Source organism: Paraperibacillus esterisolvens, assembly GCF_046237625.1.
Taxonomy (GTDB): Bacteria; Bacillota; Bacilli; order Bacillales; family DSM-1321; genus Paraperibacillus; species Paraperibacillus esterisolvens.
Genome location: NZ_CP143545.1, coordinates 125,949 through 140,309, shown reverse-complemented (window position 1 = coordinate 140,309; position 14,361 = coordinate 125,949). Strand labels below are relative to the sequence as shown.

The window sequence follows — 14,361 nt, the reverse complement described above, 5'->3', positions numbered from 1 at the left end:
AAATATTTTTTATTGTTCTTTTACAGTAACAAGATGAGCAACTTTGTTAATCATACCGCGAATCGCAGGGTTATCATCATGAACAACAGTTTGATGCATTTTGCGTAACCCAAGCGTATTTACTGTCACGCGTTGATCTTCAGGGCGGCCAATCAAGCTGCGAGTGAGGGTAATTTCTAATTTGTTTGCCATTCGAATTCCCTCCTTATCCTAACAGTTCTTCTACTGATTTTCCACGTAACTTAGCTACGTCTTCAGCACGTTTTAATTGGGTTAGTCCGTCGATAGTTGCACGCACCATGTTGATTGGTGTGTTTGAACCAAGAGATTTAGACAGGATATCACTTACACCAGCAAGTTCTAGTACAGCACGAACTGGACCGCCGGCGATTACACCAGTACCTTCAGAAGCTGGCTTCAAAAGAATATGTCCAGCACCAAAGTGTCCGTTAACTTCATGAGGTATAGTAGTACCGACCATTGGCACAGTGATTAGGTTTTTCTTTGCATCTTCGATTGCTTTACGGATAGCATCTGGAACCTCTTGAGCTTTACCAGTACCAAATCCAACATGTCCGTTTTTGTCCCCGACAACTACTAGAGCTGTGAAACGGAAACGACGTCCACCTTTAACAACCTTAGCTACGCGGTTAACCGTAACAACGCGTTCTTCAAGTTCAAGTTTATTTGGATCAATGCGACGCATCTGATATGTCCCTCCTTTTTTGATTAAAATTGCAGTCCGTTTTCGCGGGCAGCATCGGCTAGTGCCTTAACACGTCCGTGGTAAAGGTATCCTCCGCGGTCAAATACAACAGAGCTGTAACCTTTTTCAACAGCACGCTTAGCAACTAATTCGCCAACCTTTTGAGCAGCTTCAAGGTTGCTCGTTGACTCTAGGCCTAAGTCTTTATCTAAAGTAGAAGCACTTGCAAGAGTTACGCCTGAAAGATCGTCAACCAGCTGTGCATAAATGTGTTTGTTTGAACGATACACATTTAGACGAGGACGGGCTTCAGTACCAGAAAGTTTAGCACGTACGCGTGCATGTCTTTTCTTACGGGTTGCGTTTTTATCAAGCTTCGTAATCATTTAGGTCACTCCTTTCGTTTACCTACGCGGCATTACTTACCTGTTTTACCTTCTTTACGGCGAACGAATTCACCTTCGTAGCGGATACCTTTTCCTTTGTAAGGCTCAGGCGGACGAACATCACGGATGTTTGCTGCCAAAGCGCCTACACGTTCCTTGCTGATACCTTTTACAGAAATCCTTGTGTTAGCAGGAACTTCGATTTCGATGCCTTGTTCAGGTTCGAATTCAACCGGGTGTGAGTAACCAACGTTCAGAACAAGCTTGTTGCCTTGCTTCTGAGCACGGTAACCAACCCCAATTAGTTCAAGGTTCTTCTGGAATCCTTGTGATACACCCTCAACCATGTTAGAAATAAGCGCGCGTGTTGTTCCGTGCAGAGCGCGGATCGTCTTTTCTTCTGATGGACGGGATACAGTTAGAACATTATCTTCTATGTTAATTGATAACTGCGGGTTAAAAGCGCGAGTCAATTCACCTTTTGGGCCTTTAACAGTTACGTTGTTGCCTTCAGCGACAGTAATCGTTACGCCAGCAGGGATTTCAATTATTTTTTTACCTATGCGTGACATTTAGTGCACCTCCATTCGTGTAAAGATCTATTACCAAACGTATGCTAGTACTTCTCCGCCAATTTGCTTAGCGCGAGCTTCTTTGTCAGTTACAACGCCTTGTGATGTAGAAACTAGAGCGATACCTAAACCGTTAAGTACACGTGGTACATCAGTTGATTTAGCATATACACGTAGACCAGGCTTGCTGATACGTTTCAATCCAGTGATTACACGCTCGTTGTTGGCACCATACTTTAAGAATATACGGATGATACCTTGTTTGTTATCTTCGATAAATTCAACGTCACGTACGAAGCCTTCACGCTTTAAGATTTCAGCGATTTCTCTCTTGATCTTTGAAGCTGGAACTTCTAATTTTTCGTGACGAACCATATTCGCATTACGGATGCGAGTAAGCAAATCTGCAATTGGATCTGTCATGACCATTGTTTATTTACCTCCTTCCCAATATCGGGTATTACCAGCTAGCTTTTTTAACGCCAGGAATTTGTCCTTTATAAGCAAGTTCACGGAAACAAATACGGCAAAGTTTAAATTTACGGTATACAGAATGTGGACGCCCGCAGCGCTCGCAGCGAGTGTATTCCTGTACCTTGAATTTAGCGCCTGCTTTTTGTTTCAAGATCATTGATTTTTTAGCCACGTTTTCGCCTCCCTTATTTAGCGATTATCTTACTTTTGGAATGGCATTCCGAACTGAGTAAGTAGTTCACGAGCTTCTTCGTCAGTTTTGGCAGTCGTTACGATAACGATGTCCATACCGCGAACCTTGCTCACTTTATCATAGTCAATTTCAGGGAAGATTAATTGTTCTTTAACACCTAGAGTGTAGTTGCCGCGTCCGTCGAATGCTTTCTTAGAAATACCGCGGAAGTCACGTACACGTGGTAAAGATACAGAGATTAATTTGTCTAGGAATTCATACATACGCTCGCCGCGAAGTGTTACTTTTGCGCCGATAGGCATACCTTCACGAAGACGGAAGCCTGCGATAGATTTTTTAGCTTTTGTAACCAGCGGCTTTTGACCAGTGATTATTGCCAGCTCTTCTACAGCAGTGTCTAATGCTTTAGCGTTTGATACTGCATCACCGACACCCATGTTGATTACGATCTTTTCAATCTTTGGAGTTTCCATAACAGAGTTATAGTTAAACTTGCTCACTAGAGCAGGAGTAATTTCTTGTTGGAATTTTTCCTTTAGGCGGTTCATTTAAAGTACCTCCCTTCTTCTTTAACTTATTTATCTAAAGTTTCGCCAGATTTTTTAGCAACACGTACTTTCTTGCCGTCAACATCTTTTGTACCTACGCGAGTAGGAGTCCCAGTCTTAGGGTCTAGAAGCATGACGTTAGAAACGTGAATGGCAGCTTCCTGGTTGTTGATGCCGCCTTGCGGGTTGGCTTGAGAAGGTTTTGAATGTTTTTTAACAATGTTCACACCTTCAACAAGTACACGGTCTTTTTTAGGAAAAGCTTCGAGGATGACTCCTTGCTTTCCTTTGTCCTTGCCAGAGATGACAACGACTTTATCACCTTTTTTTACATGCATGAGATTCGCACCTCCTTGAAAGGCATTTTACGATTTATCATTACAGAACTTCTGGAGCCAGTGAAACGATCTTCATGAAGTTGTTGTCGCGAAGTTCGCGTGCAACAGGTCCAAAGATACGAGTACCACGAGGGCCCTTGTCGTCACGGATAATTACACATGCGTTTTCATCAAAACGGATGTAAGAACCATCAGGACGGCGCATACCGCTCTTTGTACGAACAACAACGGCTTTAACTACATCGCCTTTTTTAACAACGCCACCTGGTGTTGCTTGTTTTACTGTGCAGACGATAACATCACCGATATTAGCAGTCTTACGGCCTGAACCGCCAAGAACTTTAATTGTGAGCACTTCACGTGCACCGGAGTTGTCAGCTACTTTTAAACGTGATTCTTGTTGAATCATGTACGAAACCTCCCTTCGGAATTACGTCGATCCGAACATTTATATTATATGATAACAGCTTTTTCTACAACTTCTACAAGACGGAAGCGTTTAGTAGCAGAAAGTGGGCGAGTTTCCATGATTCTTACGATATCGCCAGCTTTTGCTTCGTTTTGCTCATCATGCGCTTTAAACTTTTTAGAATATTTCACGCGCTTGCCGTATAGAGAATGTTTTTTATAGGTTTCTACAAGAACAGTGACGGTTTTGTCCATCTTGTCAGATACTACACGACCAGTATAGACTTTACGCTGATTGCGTTCACTCATTCCATAAACCTCCTCTCAATAATCAATTGTTAGCAGAGATCTCTCTTTGACGTACAACGGTTTTCATACGAGCGATCGATTTGCGCACTTCACGGATGCGTGCTGGGTTTTCTAATTGTCCAGTGGCTAGCTGGAAACGAAGGTTAAATAATTCTTCTTTTAAAGATTTTACCTTTTGTTCAATTTCGGCAGTGGTAAGGTCACGAATTTCATTAGCTTTCATTTGATTCACCACCAATTTCTTCTCGTTTAACAAACTTGCATTTTACTGGAAGTTTGTGAGCTGCAAGACGAAGAGCTTCACGCGCTACTTCTTCAGAAACACCGGAAATTTCGAACATTACTTTACCAGGTTTCACAACAGCCACCCATCCTTCAGGAGCACCTTTACCGGAACCCATTCGGACTTCAAGAGGTTTAGCAGTGTAAGGTTTGCTTGGGAAAATCTTAATCCAAACTTTACCTCCACGCTTCATGTAACGAGTCATCGCAATACGAGCAGCTTCGATTTGGCGGTTAGTGATCCAAGAAGCATCTTGTGCCTGAAGACCGAATTCACCAAAATGAACTTCTGTACCGCCTTTAGCACGGCCTCTCATCTTACCGCGGTGTTCACGACGATATTTTACGCGTTTAGGCAATAACATGATTATTTTCCTCCTTCCTCGGATTTCTTCTTAGTAGGAAGAACCTCTCCACGATAGATCCATACTTTCACACCAAGCTTACCGTAAGTAGTGTCAGCTTCAGCAGTAGCATAGTCGATATCAGCACGAAGCGTGTGAAGTGGAACTGTACCTTCACTATAGTGTTCAGAACGAGCGATATCTGCGCCACCAAGACGGCCGGATACCATTGTTTTGATACCTTGTGCACCAGAACGCATAGTACGCTGGATTGATTGTTTCTGAGCGCGTCGGAAAGATACACGGTTTTCTAATTGACGAGCGATGTTTTCAGCTACTAGCTTAGCATCAAGATCTGCTCTTTTGATTTCAATGATGTTGATGTGAACGCGTTTGCCTGTAAGCTGGTTAAGAGCTTTACGCAATGCTTCAACTTCAGTACCACCTTTACCGATAACCATACCAGGTTTAGCAGTGTGGACAGAAATGTTGATGCGGTTTGCAGCACGTTCGATTTCTACTTTAGATACAGAAGCATCTTTTAGGCGATTCATGATATATTCGCGGACTTTGATGTCTTCGTGTAAAAGATCTGCGTAGTCTTTATCAGCGTACCACTTGGATTCCCAATCACGGATGATCCCGATACGCAAACCGACTGGATTTACTTTTTGACCCACAGTTTATCCCTCCTTCTTTTCTGATAGAACGATAGTAATATGACTAGTACGTTTGTTGATTGCACTCGCACGACCCATTGCACGAGGACGGAAACGTTTCATTGTTGGTCCTTCATTCACATAAGCTTCTGAAACAACCAGGTTATTAATGTCCATTTCGTAGTTATGTTCTGCATTTGCAACAGCAGATTTCAGAACTTTTTCTACGACTGGAGAAGCGGCTTTTGGAGTGTGGCGAAGAATCGCTACCGCTTCACCGATTTGCTTGCCTCTGATCAAGTCAACGACTAAACGGACTTTACGAGGGGCAATGCGGACTGTATTAGCAACAGCTTTAGCTTGCATGAGATGCCCTCCTCTCATTAACGTCTTGTTTTCTTATCATCATTACCATGGCCTTTGTAGCTGCGAGTTGGTGCGAATTCACCAAGCTTGTGGCCGACCATGTCTTCAGTTACATAGACCGGTACGTGTTTACGACCATCGTAAACAGCTATTGTGTGTCCAATGAATTGCGGGAAGATTGTTGAACGGCGAGACCAAGTTTTAATTACTTGCTTCTTCTCAGCATCGTTCATTTTTTCAACCTTGTTAATCAAATGATCATCAACAAAAGGTCCTTTTTTCAAACTGCGACCCATGAGTGTGCCTCCCTTCGCGATGTCACTACGGTCCAAGCGAACCGTAGAGCAATCCCGTTATTTTTTACGACGACGTACGATGAATTTATCAGACTTGTTCTTTTTCTTACGAGTTTTAAGACCAAGAGCCGGCTTGCCCCAAGGAGTCATTGGTGATTTACGTCCGATAGGAGCGCGTCCTTCACCACCACCGTGCGGGTGATCTACTGGGTTCATTACAGAACCACGAACAGTCGGGCGCTTGCCTAACCAGCGTGAACGTCCTGCTTTACCGATGTTGATAAGTTCGTGCTGCTCATTGCCCACTTGGCCGATTGATGCGCGGCAGGTTGCAAGAACCATACGTACTTCACCTGAGTTCAAACGAACTAGAACATAGCGGCCTTCTTTACCAAGAACCTGTGCAGAAGTACCAGCTGAACGTACTAATTGTCCGCCCTTACCTGGTTTAAGCTCGATGTTGTGGATAACTGTACCCACAGGGATGTTGATAAGTGGAAGTGCGTTACCTGTCTTAATGTCTGCCTCAGGGCCTGACATGATCTCCATACCTACTTGAAGGTTTTTAGGAGCAAGGATGTAACGTTTTTCTCCATCCACATAGTTAATTAGTGCAATGTTTGCTGATCTGTTTGGATCATACTCAATAGTAGCAACGCGTCCTGGTATACCATCTTTATCACGTTTGAAGTCGATGATACGGTATTGACGCTTATGGCCGCCACCTTGATGACGAACAGTTAACTTACCCTGGTTGTTACGGCCACCTTTTCTGTGTAAAGGTGCAAGCAATGATTTTTCTGGAGTGCTTGTAGTGATTTCAGCAAAATCAGAAGTAGTCATTCCGCGACGACCATTGGAGGTAGGTTTGTACTTTTTAATCGCCATAATTATTCCCTCCTTTTTTTATGAATTAAGCTTCGAAGAATTCGATTTCTTTGCTGTCAGCAGTTAGTGTTACGATTGCTTTACGGCGTTTGTTCGTATAGCCGGCATAACGGCCCATACGCTTGAATTTACCTTTGTAGTTCATGATGTTCACTTTTTCAACTTGGACGTCAAAGATTTGCTGTACAGCGTCTTTAACTTGAGTTTTATTAGCTCTTACATCAACTTCGAAAGTGTATTTCTTATCAGCCATAATATCAGATGAAGCTTCAGTGATTACGGGGCGCTTAATGATATCGCGAGCATCCATTATGCAAGCACCTCCTCTACTTTTTCAACAGCAGCTTTGGTAAGGATCAATTTGTTGTGGCCTACAACGTCTAATACGTTTAGTCCATCAGCTTCTACTACAGTTACTCCTGGAAGATTACGAGCAGAAAGTGCTACGTTTTCGTTCAAGCCGTCAGTAACGATAAGAGCTTTAGTATCAACAGATAGTCCTTTAAGTACTGCTGAGAAGTCTTTTGTTTTCGGTGCATCAAACGCTAGGTTTTCAAGCACCAGGATGTTCTCTTCTGCAAGCTTTGCAGATAGAGCAGATTTAATTGCTAGACGACGCATTTTCTTAGGCATCTTGTAGCTGTATGATCTTGGTGTAGGACCGAAGACGATACCGCCGCCGCGCCACTGTGGAGAACGGATAGAACCTTGACGCGCGCGTCCAGTTCCTTTTTGCTTCCATGGTTTGCGTCCGCCGCCTGATACTTCAGAACGACCTTTTACTTTGTGGTTACCTTGACGTAATGATGCACGCTGCATCACGATTGCTTCGAAAAGTACAGCGTTATTTGGTTCAATACCGAACACGGAATCATTAAGCTCGATGTTTCCAGCTTGTGAACCGTCTTGCTTAAAAAGTGTTACTTGTGCCATTCCAATGCTCCTCCTTTCTTAAATAATTATTTTGCTTTTACCGCACTTTTTATTTTCAAAAGAGCTTTTCTTGCTCCAGGTACGTTACCTTTAATTAATAGAAGGTTACGGTCAGCATCTACACGTACGATTTGCAGGTTTTGAACAGTGATCTGCTCTCCGCCCATGCGTCCAGGAAGCAATTTGCCTTTGAATACACGGTTTGGAGCAACTGGTCCCATTGAACCAGGACGACGGTGATAACGGGAACCGTGGGCCATAGGTCCTCTAGATTGTCCGTGACGCTTGATAGCACCCTGGAAACCTTTCCCTTTTGAAACACCTGTTACATCAACTAGATCGCCTTCTGCGAAAATATTAACTTGGACTTCCTGACCAACCTCATACTCACCGAGGTTAACTTCGCGGAATTCGCGAACGAAGCGCTTAGGAGCAGTTTTCGCTTTGCTTGTGTGGCCTTTTTCAGGTTTGTTAGAAAGCTTTTCACGCTTATCTTCAAAGCCTAATTGAACAGCCTCATAGCCTTCACCTTCAACTGATTTTACTTGAAGCACTACGTTTGGAGCGGCTTCAACAACAGTTACAGGGATAAGCTCACCGTTTTCAGCGAATACTTGCGTCATACCAATTTTTCTACCTAAGATTCCTTTGGTCATTAGTCACACCTCCTGTAAAATTATAATTTTTTATGATTAAAGTTTGATTTCGATGTCAACGCCTGACGGCAGATCTAAACGCATCAATGAATCAACTGTTTGTGGAGTTGGATTGACGATGTCGATTAGACGCTTGTGTGTACGCATCTCGAATTGCTCACGAGAATCTTTGTACTTATGAACTGCACGAAGGATTGTGTATACAGATCTTTCGGTTGGCAATGGAATCGGCCCAGATACAGCAGCTCCAGAGCGCTTAGCAGTTTCAACAATTTTCTCAGCAGATTGATCAAGAATCCTGTGATCATACGCCTTCAAACGGATACGGATTTTTTGTTTTGCCATTACTTTTCCCTCCTTTTCGCCTATTTTTAAAATAGACAGTTCTCAGTGAAAATTTCCCACACACTCGCCATGGCAAAGCGGCCGGGTGTGTCAGCAACCTCTCACATCATCGCGGTCTAAGACCAACATTGTCTATTATACATATAACCCAATGAATAAGCAATACTTATATAAACTTTTTCTACGGGTTGCACACTTTTTCTATTATACATACGTTTAGACCTTTTTTCAATAGGGTAACAGGTTTTTCTATCGTTCTACTATATAGTAAGTATTTTCAATATCATGTTCTTCAGTTCCACTGGAGCCATTGCTTTGGGATGTGAAATTGAGAGGTTTTCTGTGAACAATGCGATCGCTGCGAAGATGGCTCACACAGCATTATCGTTCAATCATGCTCCCCGCAGATAAACGGGATTCTTCATACAGAACCTAAAAAAGACAACCCTATGTTAATTGGGTGGTCTTTTTCCTTTTTGTTGAATTGTACTGCAGCAAAGGGACCTCTCAGCTCTTCTTGTGTTGTCTCAGAGTACCCAAGATAATTTAAAGGAGTCGCTGGAATGATCGTTTCCCCATAGACAGCTCGACTTATGACCAGAAGGGCCGGAAGTCAACATGGTTTACAATACATTTACTCTATAACTGATCTAAGCACGAAACTTATTTTAGGCTATTTTTATATACATTATCGTTGTTTAAGGAAGAAGTGAATTACCGCTGCAGGTTCTTGCTTATAAATATAATTTTTTCTCTGTATTCACTAGATAACAACATCTTTTACCTTTTTTTAAAAGAACATTAAAAAGAGCAGAGGGCGTCCCCTCTGCTCTTTTCGGAAGGCGTCCCTTCCTATATATCAGGTTTGTTAACCAGTTTTACAAATTATTCTTGGATTGAAGCAACTACGCCAGCGCCTACAGTACGTCCGCCTTCACGGATAGAGAACTTAGTACCTTCTTCGATAGCAACTGAAGCGATAAGTTCAACAGTCATTTCGATGTTGTCGCCAGGCATAACCATTTCTACACCTTCAGGAAGGTTGCAGATACCAGTTACATCAGTTGTACGGAAGTAGAACTGTGGACGGTAGTTTGTGAAGAATGGAGTATGACGTCCACCTTCTTCTTTAGAAAGAACATAAACTTCAGCTTTGAACTTTGTGTGTGGGTTGATAGTACCTGGCTTAGCAAGTACTTGTCCACGCTGGATGTCTTCACGAGCTACACCACGAAGAAGTGCGCCGATGTTGTCGCCAGCTTCAGCATAGTCAAGAAGTTTACGGAACATTTCAACACCTGTTACAGTAGTTGATTTTGGCTCTTCAGCAAGACCGATGATCTCAACAGTGTCACCAACTTTAACTTGTCCACGCTCAACACGTCCTGTAGCAACTGTTCCACGTCCAGTGATTGAGAACACGTCCTCAACTGGCATCATGAAAGGCTTGTCAGTGTCACGAGTTGGAGTTGGGATGTACTCATCAACTGCAGCCATAAGCTCGTTGATTTTTTCTTCCCATTCTGCTTCTCCTTCAAGAGCTTTAAGAGCAGAACCTTTGATTACTGGAATGTCATCGCCAGGGAATTCGTATTCAGAAAGAAGGTCACGAATTTCCATTTCAACTAGTTCAAGCAGTTCTTCGTCATCAACCATGTCACATTTGTTCATGAATACAACAAGGTAAGGAACACCTACTTGACGAGAAAGAAGGATGTGCTCACGAGTTTGTGGCATTGGGCCGTCAGAAGCAGAAACAACCAGGATACCGCCGTCCATTTGAGCAGCACCAGTGATCATGTTTTTAACATAGTCAGCGTGTCCTGGGCAGTCAACGTGTGCATAGTGGCGAGTTTCTGTTTCGTACTCAACGTGTGCAGTAGAGATTGTGATTCCACGTTCTCTTTCTTCTGGAGCACCGTCGATTTGATCGTATGCACGAGCTTCAGCTCCACCAACTTTTGCAAGTACAGAAGTGATAGCAGCTGTTAGAGTAGTTTTACCATGGTCAACGTGACCGATTGTACCGATGTTAACGTGTGGCTTAGAACGATCGAATTTAGCTTTTCCCATGAGGAATTTGCCTCCCTAAAATTATATTTTGTATTAAGTATGGTGCTATGAAAGCAGCAAGACACCCACTTTCACAGCTTACATAAGTAGTTATACTTTAATGCAAGGTGAAAATCAATTATTCACCTTTATTTTTTTTGATAATTTCTTCAGAGATAGACTTTGGAACTTCTTCGTAGTGGTCGAAGTGCATGGAGAATACCCCGCGGCCCTGCGTGTTAGAACGTAGGGACGTTGCATAACCAAACATTTCAGAAAGTGGAACGAACGCTTTAACAACTTGTGCGTTTCCGCGCGCTTCCATTCCTTCTACACGTCCACGGCGAGAAGTTACATCGCCCATGATATCTCCAAGATATTCATCAGGGATTACTACTTCTACCCTCATGACTGGCTCAAGGATGACTGGCTTACACTTAGAAGCAGCATTCTTAAGAGCAAGTGACGCAGCTACTTTAAATGCCATTTCTGAGGAGTCAACATCATGGTAAGAACCGTCATAAAGTTTTGCTTTAACGTCAACCAGCGGGAATCCAGCAAGAACACCTCTATCAAGAGCGTCTTCAAGACCAGCTTGTACAGCAGGGATGTATTCACGTGGAACAACCCCACCCACGATTGCGTTCTCAAATTCAAATCCTTTACCTTCTTCGTTTGGTGAGAATTCGATCCAAACGTGTCCGAATTGACCGCGCCCACCGGATTGACGGGCGAATTTACCCTCAACTGCAGCAGTTTCACGGAAAGTCTCACGATATGCAACCTGTGGAGCACCAACGTTGGCTTCAACTTTGAACTCACGGCGCATACGGTCAACAAGGATATCCAAGTGAAGCTCACCCATACCGGCAATGATGATCTGTCCAGTTTCCTGGTCAGTGTGTGCACGGAATGTAGGATCTTCTTCTTGTAGTTTTTGAAGAGCAGTAGTCATTTTATCTTGGTCAGCTTTTGATTTAGGCTCGATGGATAGAGAGATAACCGGTTCAGGGAATTCCATGGATTCCAGGATAACAAGGTTTTTCTCATCACATAGAGTGTCACCAGTAGTAGTGTCTTTTAGACCTACAGCTGCCGCGATGTCTCCTGCGTATACCTGAGAGATCTCTTCACGGGAGTTAGCATGCATCTGCAGGATACGTCCTACACGCTCACGCTTTCCTTTAGTAGAGTTCTGCACGTAAGAACCTGAGTTCAATGTACCAGAATATACACGGAAGAATGTTAGTTTACCAACATAAGGGTCGGTCATAACTTTGAAAGCAAGTGCAGAGAATGGCTCGCTGTCGCTTGAAGGACGAGTTACTTCTTCATCTGTATCTGGAAGAGTACCTTTGATAGATGGTACATCCACTGGAGATGGAAGATAGTCAATAACTGTATCAAGCATCAGCTGGACACCTTTGTTTTTAAAGGCAGAACCACAGATTACCGGATAGAATTCTACGTTTACAGTACCTTTACGGATAGCAGCTTTCAATTCTTCTTTTGTAAGCTCTTCTCCGCCAAGGTATTTCTCCATCAATTCTTCATCTAGTTCAGCAACAGCTTCCACTAGCTTTTCACGGTATTCAAGTGCAAGGTCCATATGCTCTTCAGGAATCTCACGAACTTCAATATCAGTTCCCAGGTCATTGCCGTAGAATACAGCATTCATTTCAACCAGGTCAATGATTGCTTCAAACTCATCTTCCGCACCAATTGGTAACTGGATTGGGTGAGCGTTAGCTTGAAGACGGTCGTGGATTGTCTTTACAGAGTAAAGGAAATCTGCACCGATTTTGTCCATTTTGTTTACGAATACAACACGCGGTACGCCATAAGTAGTAGCCTGGCGCCAAACTGTTTCTGTCTGAGGCTCAACACCTGATTGAGCATCAAGTACAGCTACAGCTCCATCAAGTACACGCAGTGAACGCTCAACCTCAACTGTGAAGTCTACGTGTCCCGGAGTGTCAATGATGTTTACGCGGTGCCCTTTCCACTGTGCAGTTGTAGCAGCGGATGTAATAGTGATTCCACGCTCCTGCTCCTGCTCCATCCAGTCCATCTGAGATGCACCTTCGTGAGTTTCACCGATCTTGTGGATACGGCCAGTGTAATAAAGAACACGCTCTGTTGTCGTTGTTTTACCGGCATCGATGTGTGCCATGATACCGATATTACGAGTGTTTTCTAAGGAGAACTCTCTTGCCATTGGGTCTTTCTCCTTCCTATTGTAAATAGAATGTTTTTAATGATCTTACCAGCGATAGTGAGCGAATGCTTTATTGGCTTCAGCCATTTTGTGTGTATCTTCGCGTTTCTTCACGGAAGCTCCAGTGCTGTTAGCAGCATCAAGGATTTCATTAGCTAGACGCTCTTCCATGGTTTTTTCTCCACGAAGACGGGAATAGTTCACTAACCAGCGAAGACCGAGTGTTGTACGGCGGTCTGGACGCACCTCGATAGGTACTTGGTAGTTCGCTCCACCTACACGGCGTGCTTTTACTTCCAATACTGGCATAATGTTTTTAAGAGCAGCTTCGAATACTTCCATTGGCTCCTTGCCAGAACGTTCTTGAATGATATCAAATGCAGAGTAAAGTATTTTTTGAGACTTACCTCGCTGTCCATCAACCATCATCTTGTTAATCAAACGGCTAACAAGCTTTGAATTGTAAAGCGGATCAGGTAAAACGTCTCTCTTAGATACAGGTCCTTTACGTGGCATCTTATTTCCTCCTTTCAACAAGTTACAAAGTTTTTATTTCTTATAAATTATTTCTTTGGAGCTTTAGGGCGCTTAGTACCGTATTTTGAACGGCCTTGCATACGGTTTGTAACACCAGCTGTATCAAGCGCACCACGAACGATGTGATAACGCACACCCGGTAAATCCTTTACACGTCCGCCGCGGATAAGTACAACACTGTGTTCTTGCAGGTTGTGTCCAATCCCAGGGATGTAGGCAGTTACCTCGATGCCATTAGTCAAACGCACACGAGCGTATTTACGAAGCGCTGAGTTTGGCTTCTTAGGTGTCATAGTACCAACACGAGTACATACACCGCGTTTCTGTGGAGATGATACGTTAGTCTGTGCTTTCTTAAAGCTGTTATAGCCTTTATTCAACGCCGGGGATTTAGACTTTTCCTCTTTAGTCTCGCGTCCCTTACGTATTAATTGATTAATAGTAGGCATTTATTTTTCCTCCCTTCGCATATTCATTTCTAGACCCACACATCCAGGTGGTTCGTAAATGGGCAAAAACAAAGTTTTTGTAGTTTTCTACAAAAACAGTTTTACTTTTTAATTGCAACAGTCACAGCGCCCACTTCAATTCCGCATGCCTTGCCAAGCTTTTGCATGGAATCTACATGGTGTACCGGAACGTTATGTTCTTTAATAGCTTCTAAAACCTTCGCCTTCACCTTAGGATCAGCGTCAGCCGCCAGCACTACTTCTGATACAAGCCCGTTCTTTACAGCTTTAACTGTTTGTTTTGTTCCTACAATCACTGAATTTGCATTCTGCACTTTTTCATAAGACATGATATATCCTCCAAAGCAACAGGTATTATAGGAGCACCTTTGCTATAGTAAC

General features: G+C 43.2%; 25 protein-coding genes. All 25 read right to left on the bottom strand.

Annotated features, from left to right (window positions below):
- Positions 1-9: 9 nt before the first annotated feature.
- Positions 10-192 (bottom strand): 50S ribosomal protein L30, encoded by a 183-nt coding sequence (rpmD, locus tag V1501_RS00760; RefSeq protein WP_101596716.1) that lies wholly within the window; start codon positions 190-192, stop codon positions 10-12.
- Positions 193-205: 13 nt separating this feature from the next.
- Positions 206-706 (bottom strand): 30S ribosomal protein S5, encoded by a 501-nt coding sequence (rpsE, locus tag V1501_RS00755; RefSeq protein WP_409290993.1) that lies wholly within the window; start codon positions 704-706, stop codon positions 206-208.
- A gap of 23 nt (positions 707-729) precedes the next feature.
- Positions 730-1,092, bottom strand: a complete 363-nt coding sequence (gene rplR, locus V1501_RS00750) for a 50S ribosomal protein L18 (RefSeq protein WP_409290992.1) — start codon at positions 1,090-1,092, stop codon at positions 730-732.
- A 32-nt stretch (positions 1,093-1,124) separates the two neighbouring features.
- The gene (gene rplF / locus V1501_RS00745; RefSeq protein ID WP_409290991.1) at positions 1,125-1,664 is read right to left on the bottom strand and encodes a 50S ribosomal protein L6; all 540 of its coding nucleotides are present in this window, start codon (positions 1,662-1,664) and stop codon (positions 1,125-1,127) included.
- Positions 1,665-1,694: 30 nt separating this feature from the next.
- The gene (rpsH, locus tag V1501_RS00740) at positions 1,695-2,093 is read right to left on the bottom strand and encodes a 30S ribosomal protein S8 (RefSeq protein ID WP_409290990.1); all 399 of its coding nucleotides are present in this window, start codon (positions 2,091-2,093) and stop codon (positions 1,695-1,697) included.
- A 31-nt stretch (positions 2,094-2,124) separates the two neighbouring features.
- Complete coding sequence (locus V1501_RS00735; RefSeq protein ID WP_026693334.1) at positions 2,125-2,310, bottom strand: type Z 30S ribosomal protein S14; 186 nt, start codon at positions 2,308-2,310, stop codon at positions 2,125-2,127.
- A gap of 29 nt (positions 2,311-2,339) precedes the next feature.
- On the bottom strand, positions 2,340-2,879 hold the full coding sequence (gene rplE, locus V1501_RS00730) for a 50S ribosomal protein L5 (RefSeq protein WP_409290989.1): 540 nt from the start codon (positions 2,877-2,879) through the stop codon (positions 2,340-2,342).
- A gap of 26 nt (positions 2,880-2,905) precedes the next feature.
- On the bottom strand, positions 2,906-3,217 hold the full coding sequence (rplX, locus tag V1501_RS00725; RefSeq protein WP_409290988.1) for a 50S ribosomal protein L24: 312 nt from the start codon (positions 3,215-3,217) through the stop codon (positions 2,906-2,908).
- Positions 3,218-3,257: 40 nt separating this feature from the next.
- The gene (gene rplN, locus V1501_RS00720; protein WP_026693331.1) at positions 3,258-3,626 is read right to left on the bottom strand and encodes a 50S ribosomal protein L14; all 369 of its coding nucleotides are present in this window, start codon (positions 3,624-3,626) and stop codon (positions 3,258-3,260) included.
- Positions 3,627-3,670: 44 nt separating this feature from the next.
- Positions 3,671-3,934 carry a 30S ribosomal protein S17 gene (rpsQ, locus tag V1501_RS00715; RefSeq protein WP_101640220.1) on the bottom strand — a complete coding sequence of 88 codons (264 nt, stop codon included), beginning with the start codon at positions 3,932-3,934 and terminating at the stop codon, positions 3,671-3,673.
- A gap of 22 nt (positions 3,935-3,956) precedes the next feature.
- Positions 3,957-4,157, bottom strand: coding sequence for a 50S ribosomal protein L29 (rpmC, locus tag V1501_RS00710; RefSeq protein ID WP_101640219.1), 201 nt, complete (start codon positions 4,155-4,157; stop codon positions 3,957-3,959).
- On the bottom strand, positions 4,147-4,581 hold the full coding sequence (gene rplP / locus V1501_RS00705; RefSeq protein WP_409290987.1) for a 50S ribosomal protein L16: 435 nt from the start codon (positions 4,579-4,581) through the stop codon (positions 4,147-4,149). Before rplP ends, rpmC begins: the two co-directional genes overlap by 11 nt.
- Before the next feature lie 2 nt (positions 4,582-4,583).
- Complete coding sequence (rpsC, locus tag V1501_RS00700; RefSeq protein WP_409290986.1) at positions 4,584-5,240, bottom strand: 30S ribosomal protein S3; 657 nt, start codon at positions 5,238-5,240, stop codon at positions 4,584-4,586.
- Between the two features lie 3 nt (positions 5,241-5,243).
- Positions 5,244-5,585: a 50S ribosomal protein L22 gene (gene rplV, locus V1501_RS00695; RefSeq protein ID WP_409290985.1), complete on the bottom strand. Its 342-nt coding sequence runs from the start codon at positions 5,583-5,585 to the stop codon at positions 5,244-5,246.
- Positions 5,586-5,602: 17 nt separating this feature from the next.
- The gene (gene rpsS / locus V1501_RS00690; RefSeq protein WP_101640215.1) at positions 5,603-5,881 is read right to left on the bottom strand and encodes a 30S ribosomal protein S19; all 279 of its coding nucleotides are present in this window, start codon (positions 5,879-5,881) and stop codon (positions 5,603-5,605) included.
- Positions 5,882-5,938: 57 nt separating this feature from the next.
- Complete coding sequence (gene rplB, locus V1501_RS00685; protein WP_409290984.1) at positions 5,939-6,769, bottom strand: 50S ribosomal protein L2; 831 nt, start codon at positions 6,767-6,769, stop codon at positions 5,939-5,941.
- 25 nt (positions 6,770-6,794) lie between these two features.
- Positions 6,795-7,079 carry a 50S ribosomal protein L23 gene (gene rplW, locus V1501_RS00680; RefSeq protein ID WP_409290983.1) on the bottom strand — a complete coding sequence of 95 codons (285 nt, stop codon included), beginning with the start codon at positions 7,077-7,079 and terminating at the stop codon, positions 6,795-6,797.
- Positions 7,079-7,702, bottom strand: coding sequence for a 50S ribosomal protein L4 (gene rplD / locus V1501_RS00675; RefSeq protein WP_409290982.1), 624 nt, complete (start codon positions 7,700-7,702; stop codon positions 7,079-7,081). The genes rplW and rplD overlap by 1 nt, the downstream gene beginning before the upstream one ends.
- A gap of 26 nt (positions 7,703-7,728) precedes the next feature.
- On the bottom strand, positions 7,729-8,358 hold the full coding sequence (gene rplC, locus V1501_RS00670) for a 50S ribosomal protein L3 (RefSeq protein WP_409290981.1): 630 nt from the start codon (positions 8,356-8,358) through the stop codon (positions 7,729-7,731).
- 36 nt (positions 8,359-8,394) lie between these two features.
- A complete protein-coding gene (gene rpsJ, locus V1501_RS00665) occupies positions 8,395-8,703 on the bottom strand; it encodes a 30S ribosomal protein S10 (protein WP_019244375.1) in 309 nt (102 codons plus the stop codon).
- 885 nt (positions 8,704-9,588) lie between these two features.
- On the bottom strand, positions 9,589-10,776 hold the full coding sequence (tuf, locus tag V1501_RS00660) for an elongation factor Tu (RefSeq protein WP_409290980.1): 1,188 nt from the start codon (positions 10,774-10,776) through the stop codon (positions 9,589-9,591).
- A gap of 118 nt (positions 10,777-10,894) precedes the next feature.
- The gene (fusA, locus tag V1501_RS00655; RefSeq protein ID WP_409290979.1) at positions 10,895-12,973 is read right to left on the bottom strand and encodes an elongation factor G; all 2,079 of its coding nucleotides are present in this window, start codon (positions 12,971-12,973) and stop codon (positions 10,895-10,897) included.
- Between the two features lie 45 nt (positions 12,974-13,018).
- A complete protein-coding gene (gene rpsG, locus V1501_RS00650) occupies positions 13,019-13,489 on the bottom strand; it encodes a 30S ribosomal protein S7 (RefSeq protein WP_409290978.1) in 471 nt (156 codons plus the stop codon).
- A 47-nt stretch (positions 13,490-13,536) separates the two neighbouring features.
- Complete coding sequence (rpsL, locus tag V1501_RS00645; RefSeq protein ID WP_409290977.1) at positions 13,537-13,959, bottom strand: 30S ribosomal protein S12; 423 nt, start codon at positions 13,957-13,959, stop codon at positions 13,537-13,539.
- Positions 13,960-14,060: 101 nt separating this feature from the next.
- Positions 14,061-14,309, bottom strand: a complete 249-nt coding sequence (locus V1501_RS00640; RefSeq protein WP_409290976.1) for a 50S ribosomal protein L7ae-like protein — start codon at positions 14,307-14,309, stop codon at positions 14,061-14,063.
- Positions 14,310-14,361: the final 52 nt, after the last annotated feature.

What these genes read in the sequence shown, in the direction of transcription:
- V1501_RS00640 (WP_409290976.1), bottom strand. Translation starts at nt 14,309, where the DNA reads ATGTCTTATGAAAAAGTGCAGAATGCAAATTCAGTGATTGTAGGAACA.
- rplD (WP_409290982.1), bottom strand. Translation starts at nt 7,702, where the DNA reads ATGGCACAAGTAACACTTTTTAAGCAAGACGGTTCACAAGCTGGAAAC.
- rpmD (WP_101596716.1), bottom strand. Translation starts at nt 192, where the DNA reads ATGGCAAACAAATTAGAAATTACCCTCACTCGCAGCTTGATTGGCCGC.
- rpsJ (WP_019244375.1), bottom strand. Translation starts at nt 8,703, where the DNA reads ATGGCAAAACAAAAAATCCGTATCCGTTTGAAGGCGTATGATCACAGG.
- rplX (WP_409290988.1), bottom strand. Translation starts at nt 3,217, where the DNA reads ATGCATGTAAAAAAAGGTGATAAAGTCGTTGTCATCTCTGGCAAGGAC.
- rpsG (WP_409290978.1), bottom strand. Translation starts at nt 13,489, where the DNA reads ATGCCACGTAAAGGACCTGTATCTAAGAGAGACGTTTTACCTGATCCG.
- rplB (WP_409290984.1), bottom strand. Translation starts at nt 6,769, where the DNA reads ATGGCGATTAAAAAGTACAAACCTACCTCCAATGGTCGTCGCGGAATG.
- rpsQ (WP_101640220.1), bottom strand. Translation starts at nt 3,934, where the DNA reads ATGAGTGAACGCAATCAGCGTAAAGTCTATACTGGTCGTGTAGTATCT.
- rplC (WP_409290981.1), bottom strand. Translation starts at nt 8,358, where the DNA reads ATGACCAAAGGAATCTTAGGTAGAAAAATTGGTATGACGCAAGTATTC.
- rpsE (WP_409290993.1), bottom strand. Translation starts at nt 706, where the DNA reads ATGCGTCGCATTGATCCAAATAAACTTGAACTTGAAGAACGCGTTGTT.
- rpsL (WP_409290977.1), bottom strand. Translation starts at nt 13,959, where the DNA reads ATGCCTACTATTAATCAATTAATACGTAAGGGACGCGAGACTAAAGAG.
- fusA (WP_409290979.1), bottom strand. Translation starts at nt 12,973, where the DNA reads ATGGCAAGAGAGTTCTCCTTAGAAAACACTCGTAATATCGGTATCATG.
- rplW (WP_409290983.1), bottom strand. Translation starts at nt 7,079, where the DNA reads ATGGATGCTCGCGATATCATTAAGCGCCCCGTAATCACTGAAGCTTCA.
- rpsH (WP_409290990.1), bottom strand. Translation starts at nt 2,093, where the DNA reads ATGGTCATGACAGATCCAATTGCAGATTTGCTTACTCGCATCCGTAAT.
- rplE (WP_409290989.1), bottom strand. Translation starts at nt 2,879, where the DNA reads ATGAACCGCCTAAAGGAAAAATTCCAACAAGAAATTACTCCTGCTCTA.
- rplN (WP_026693331.1), bottom strand. Translation starts at nt 3,626, where the DNA reads ATGATTCAACAAGAATCACGTTTAAAAGTAGCTGACAACTCCGGTGCA.
- rplR (WP_409290992.1), bottom strand. Translation starts at nt 1,092, where the DNA reads ATGATTACGAAGCTTGATAAAAACGCAACCCGTAAGAAAAGACATGCA.
- tuf (WP_409290980.1), bottom strand. Translation starts at nt 10,776, where the DNA reads ATGGGAAAAGCTAAATTCGATCGTTCTAAGCCACACGTTAACATCGGT.
- rpmC (WP_101640219.1), bottom strand. Translation starts at nt 4,157, where the DNA reads ATGAAAGCTAATGAAATTCGTGACCTTACCACTGCCGAAATTGAACAA.
- rplV (WP_409290985.1), bottom strand. Translation starts at nt 5,585, where the DNA reads ATGCAAGCTAAAGCTGTTGCTAATACAGTCCGCATTGCCCCTCGTAAA.
- rplP (WP_409290987.1), bottom strand. Translation starts at nt 4,581, where the DNA reads ATGTTATTGCCTAAACGCGTAAAATATCGTCGTGAACACCGCGGTAAG.
- rplF (WP_409290991.1), bottom strand. Translation starts at nt 1,664, where the DNA reads ATGTCACGCATAGGTAAAAAAATAATTGAAATCCCTGCTGGCGTAACG.
- rpsS (WP_101640215.1), bottom strand. Translation starts at nt 5,881, where the DNA reads ATGGGTCGCAGTTTGAAAAAAGGACCTTTTGTTGATGATCATTTGATT.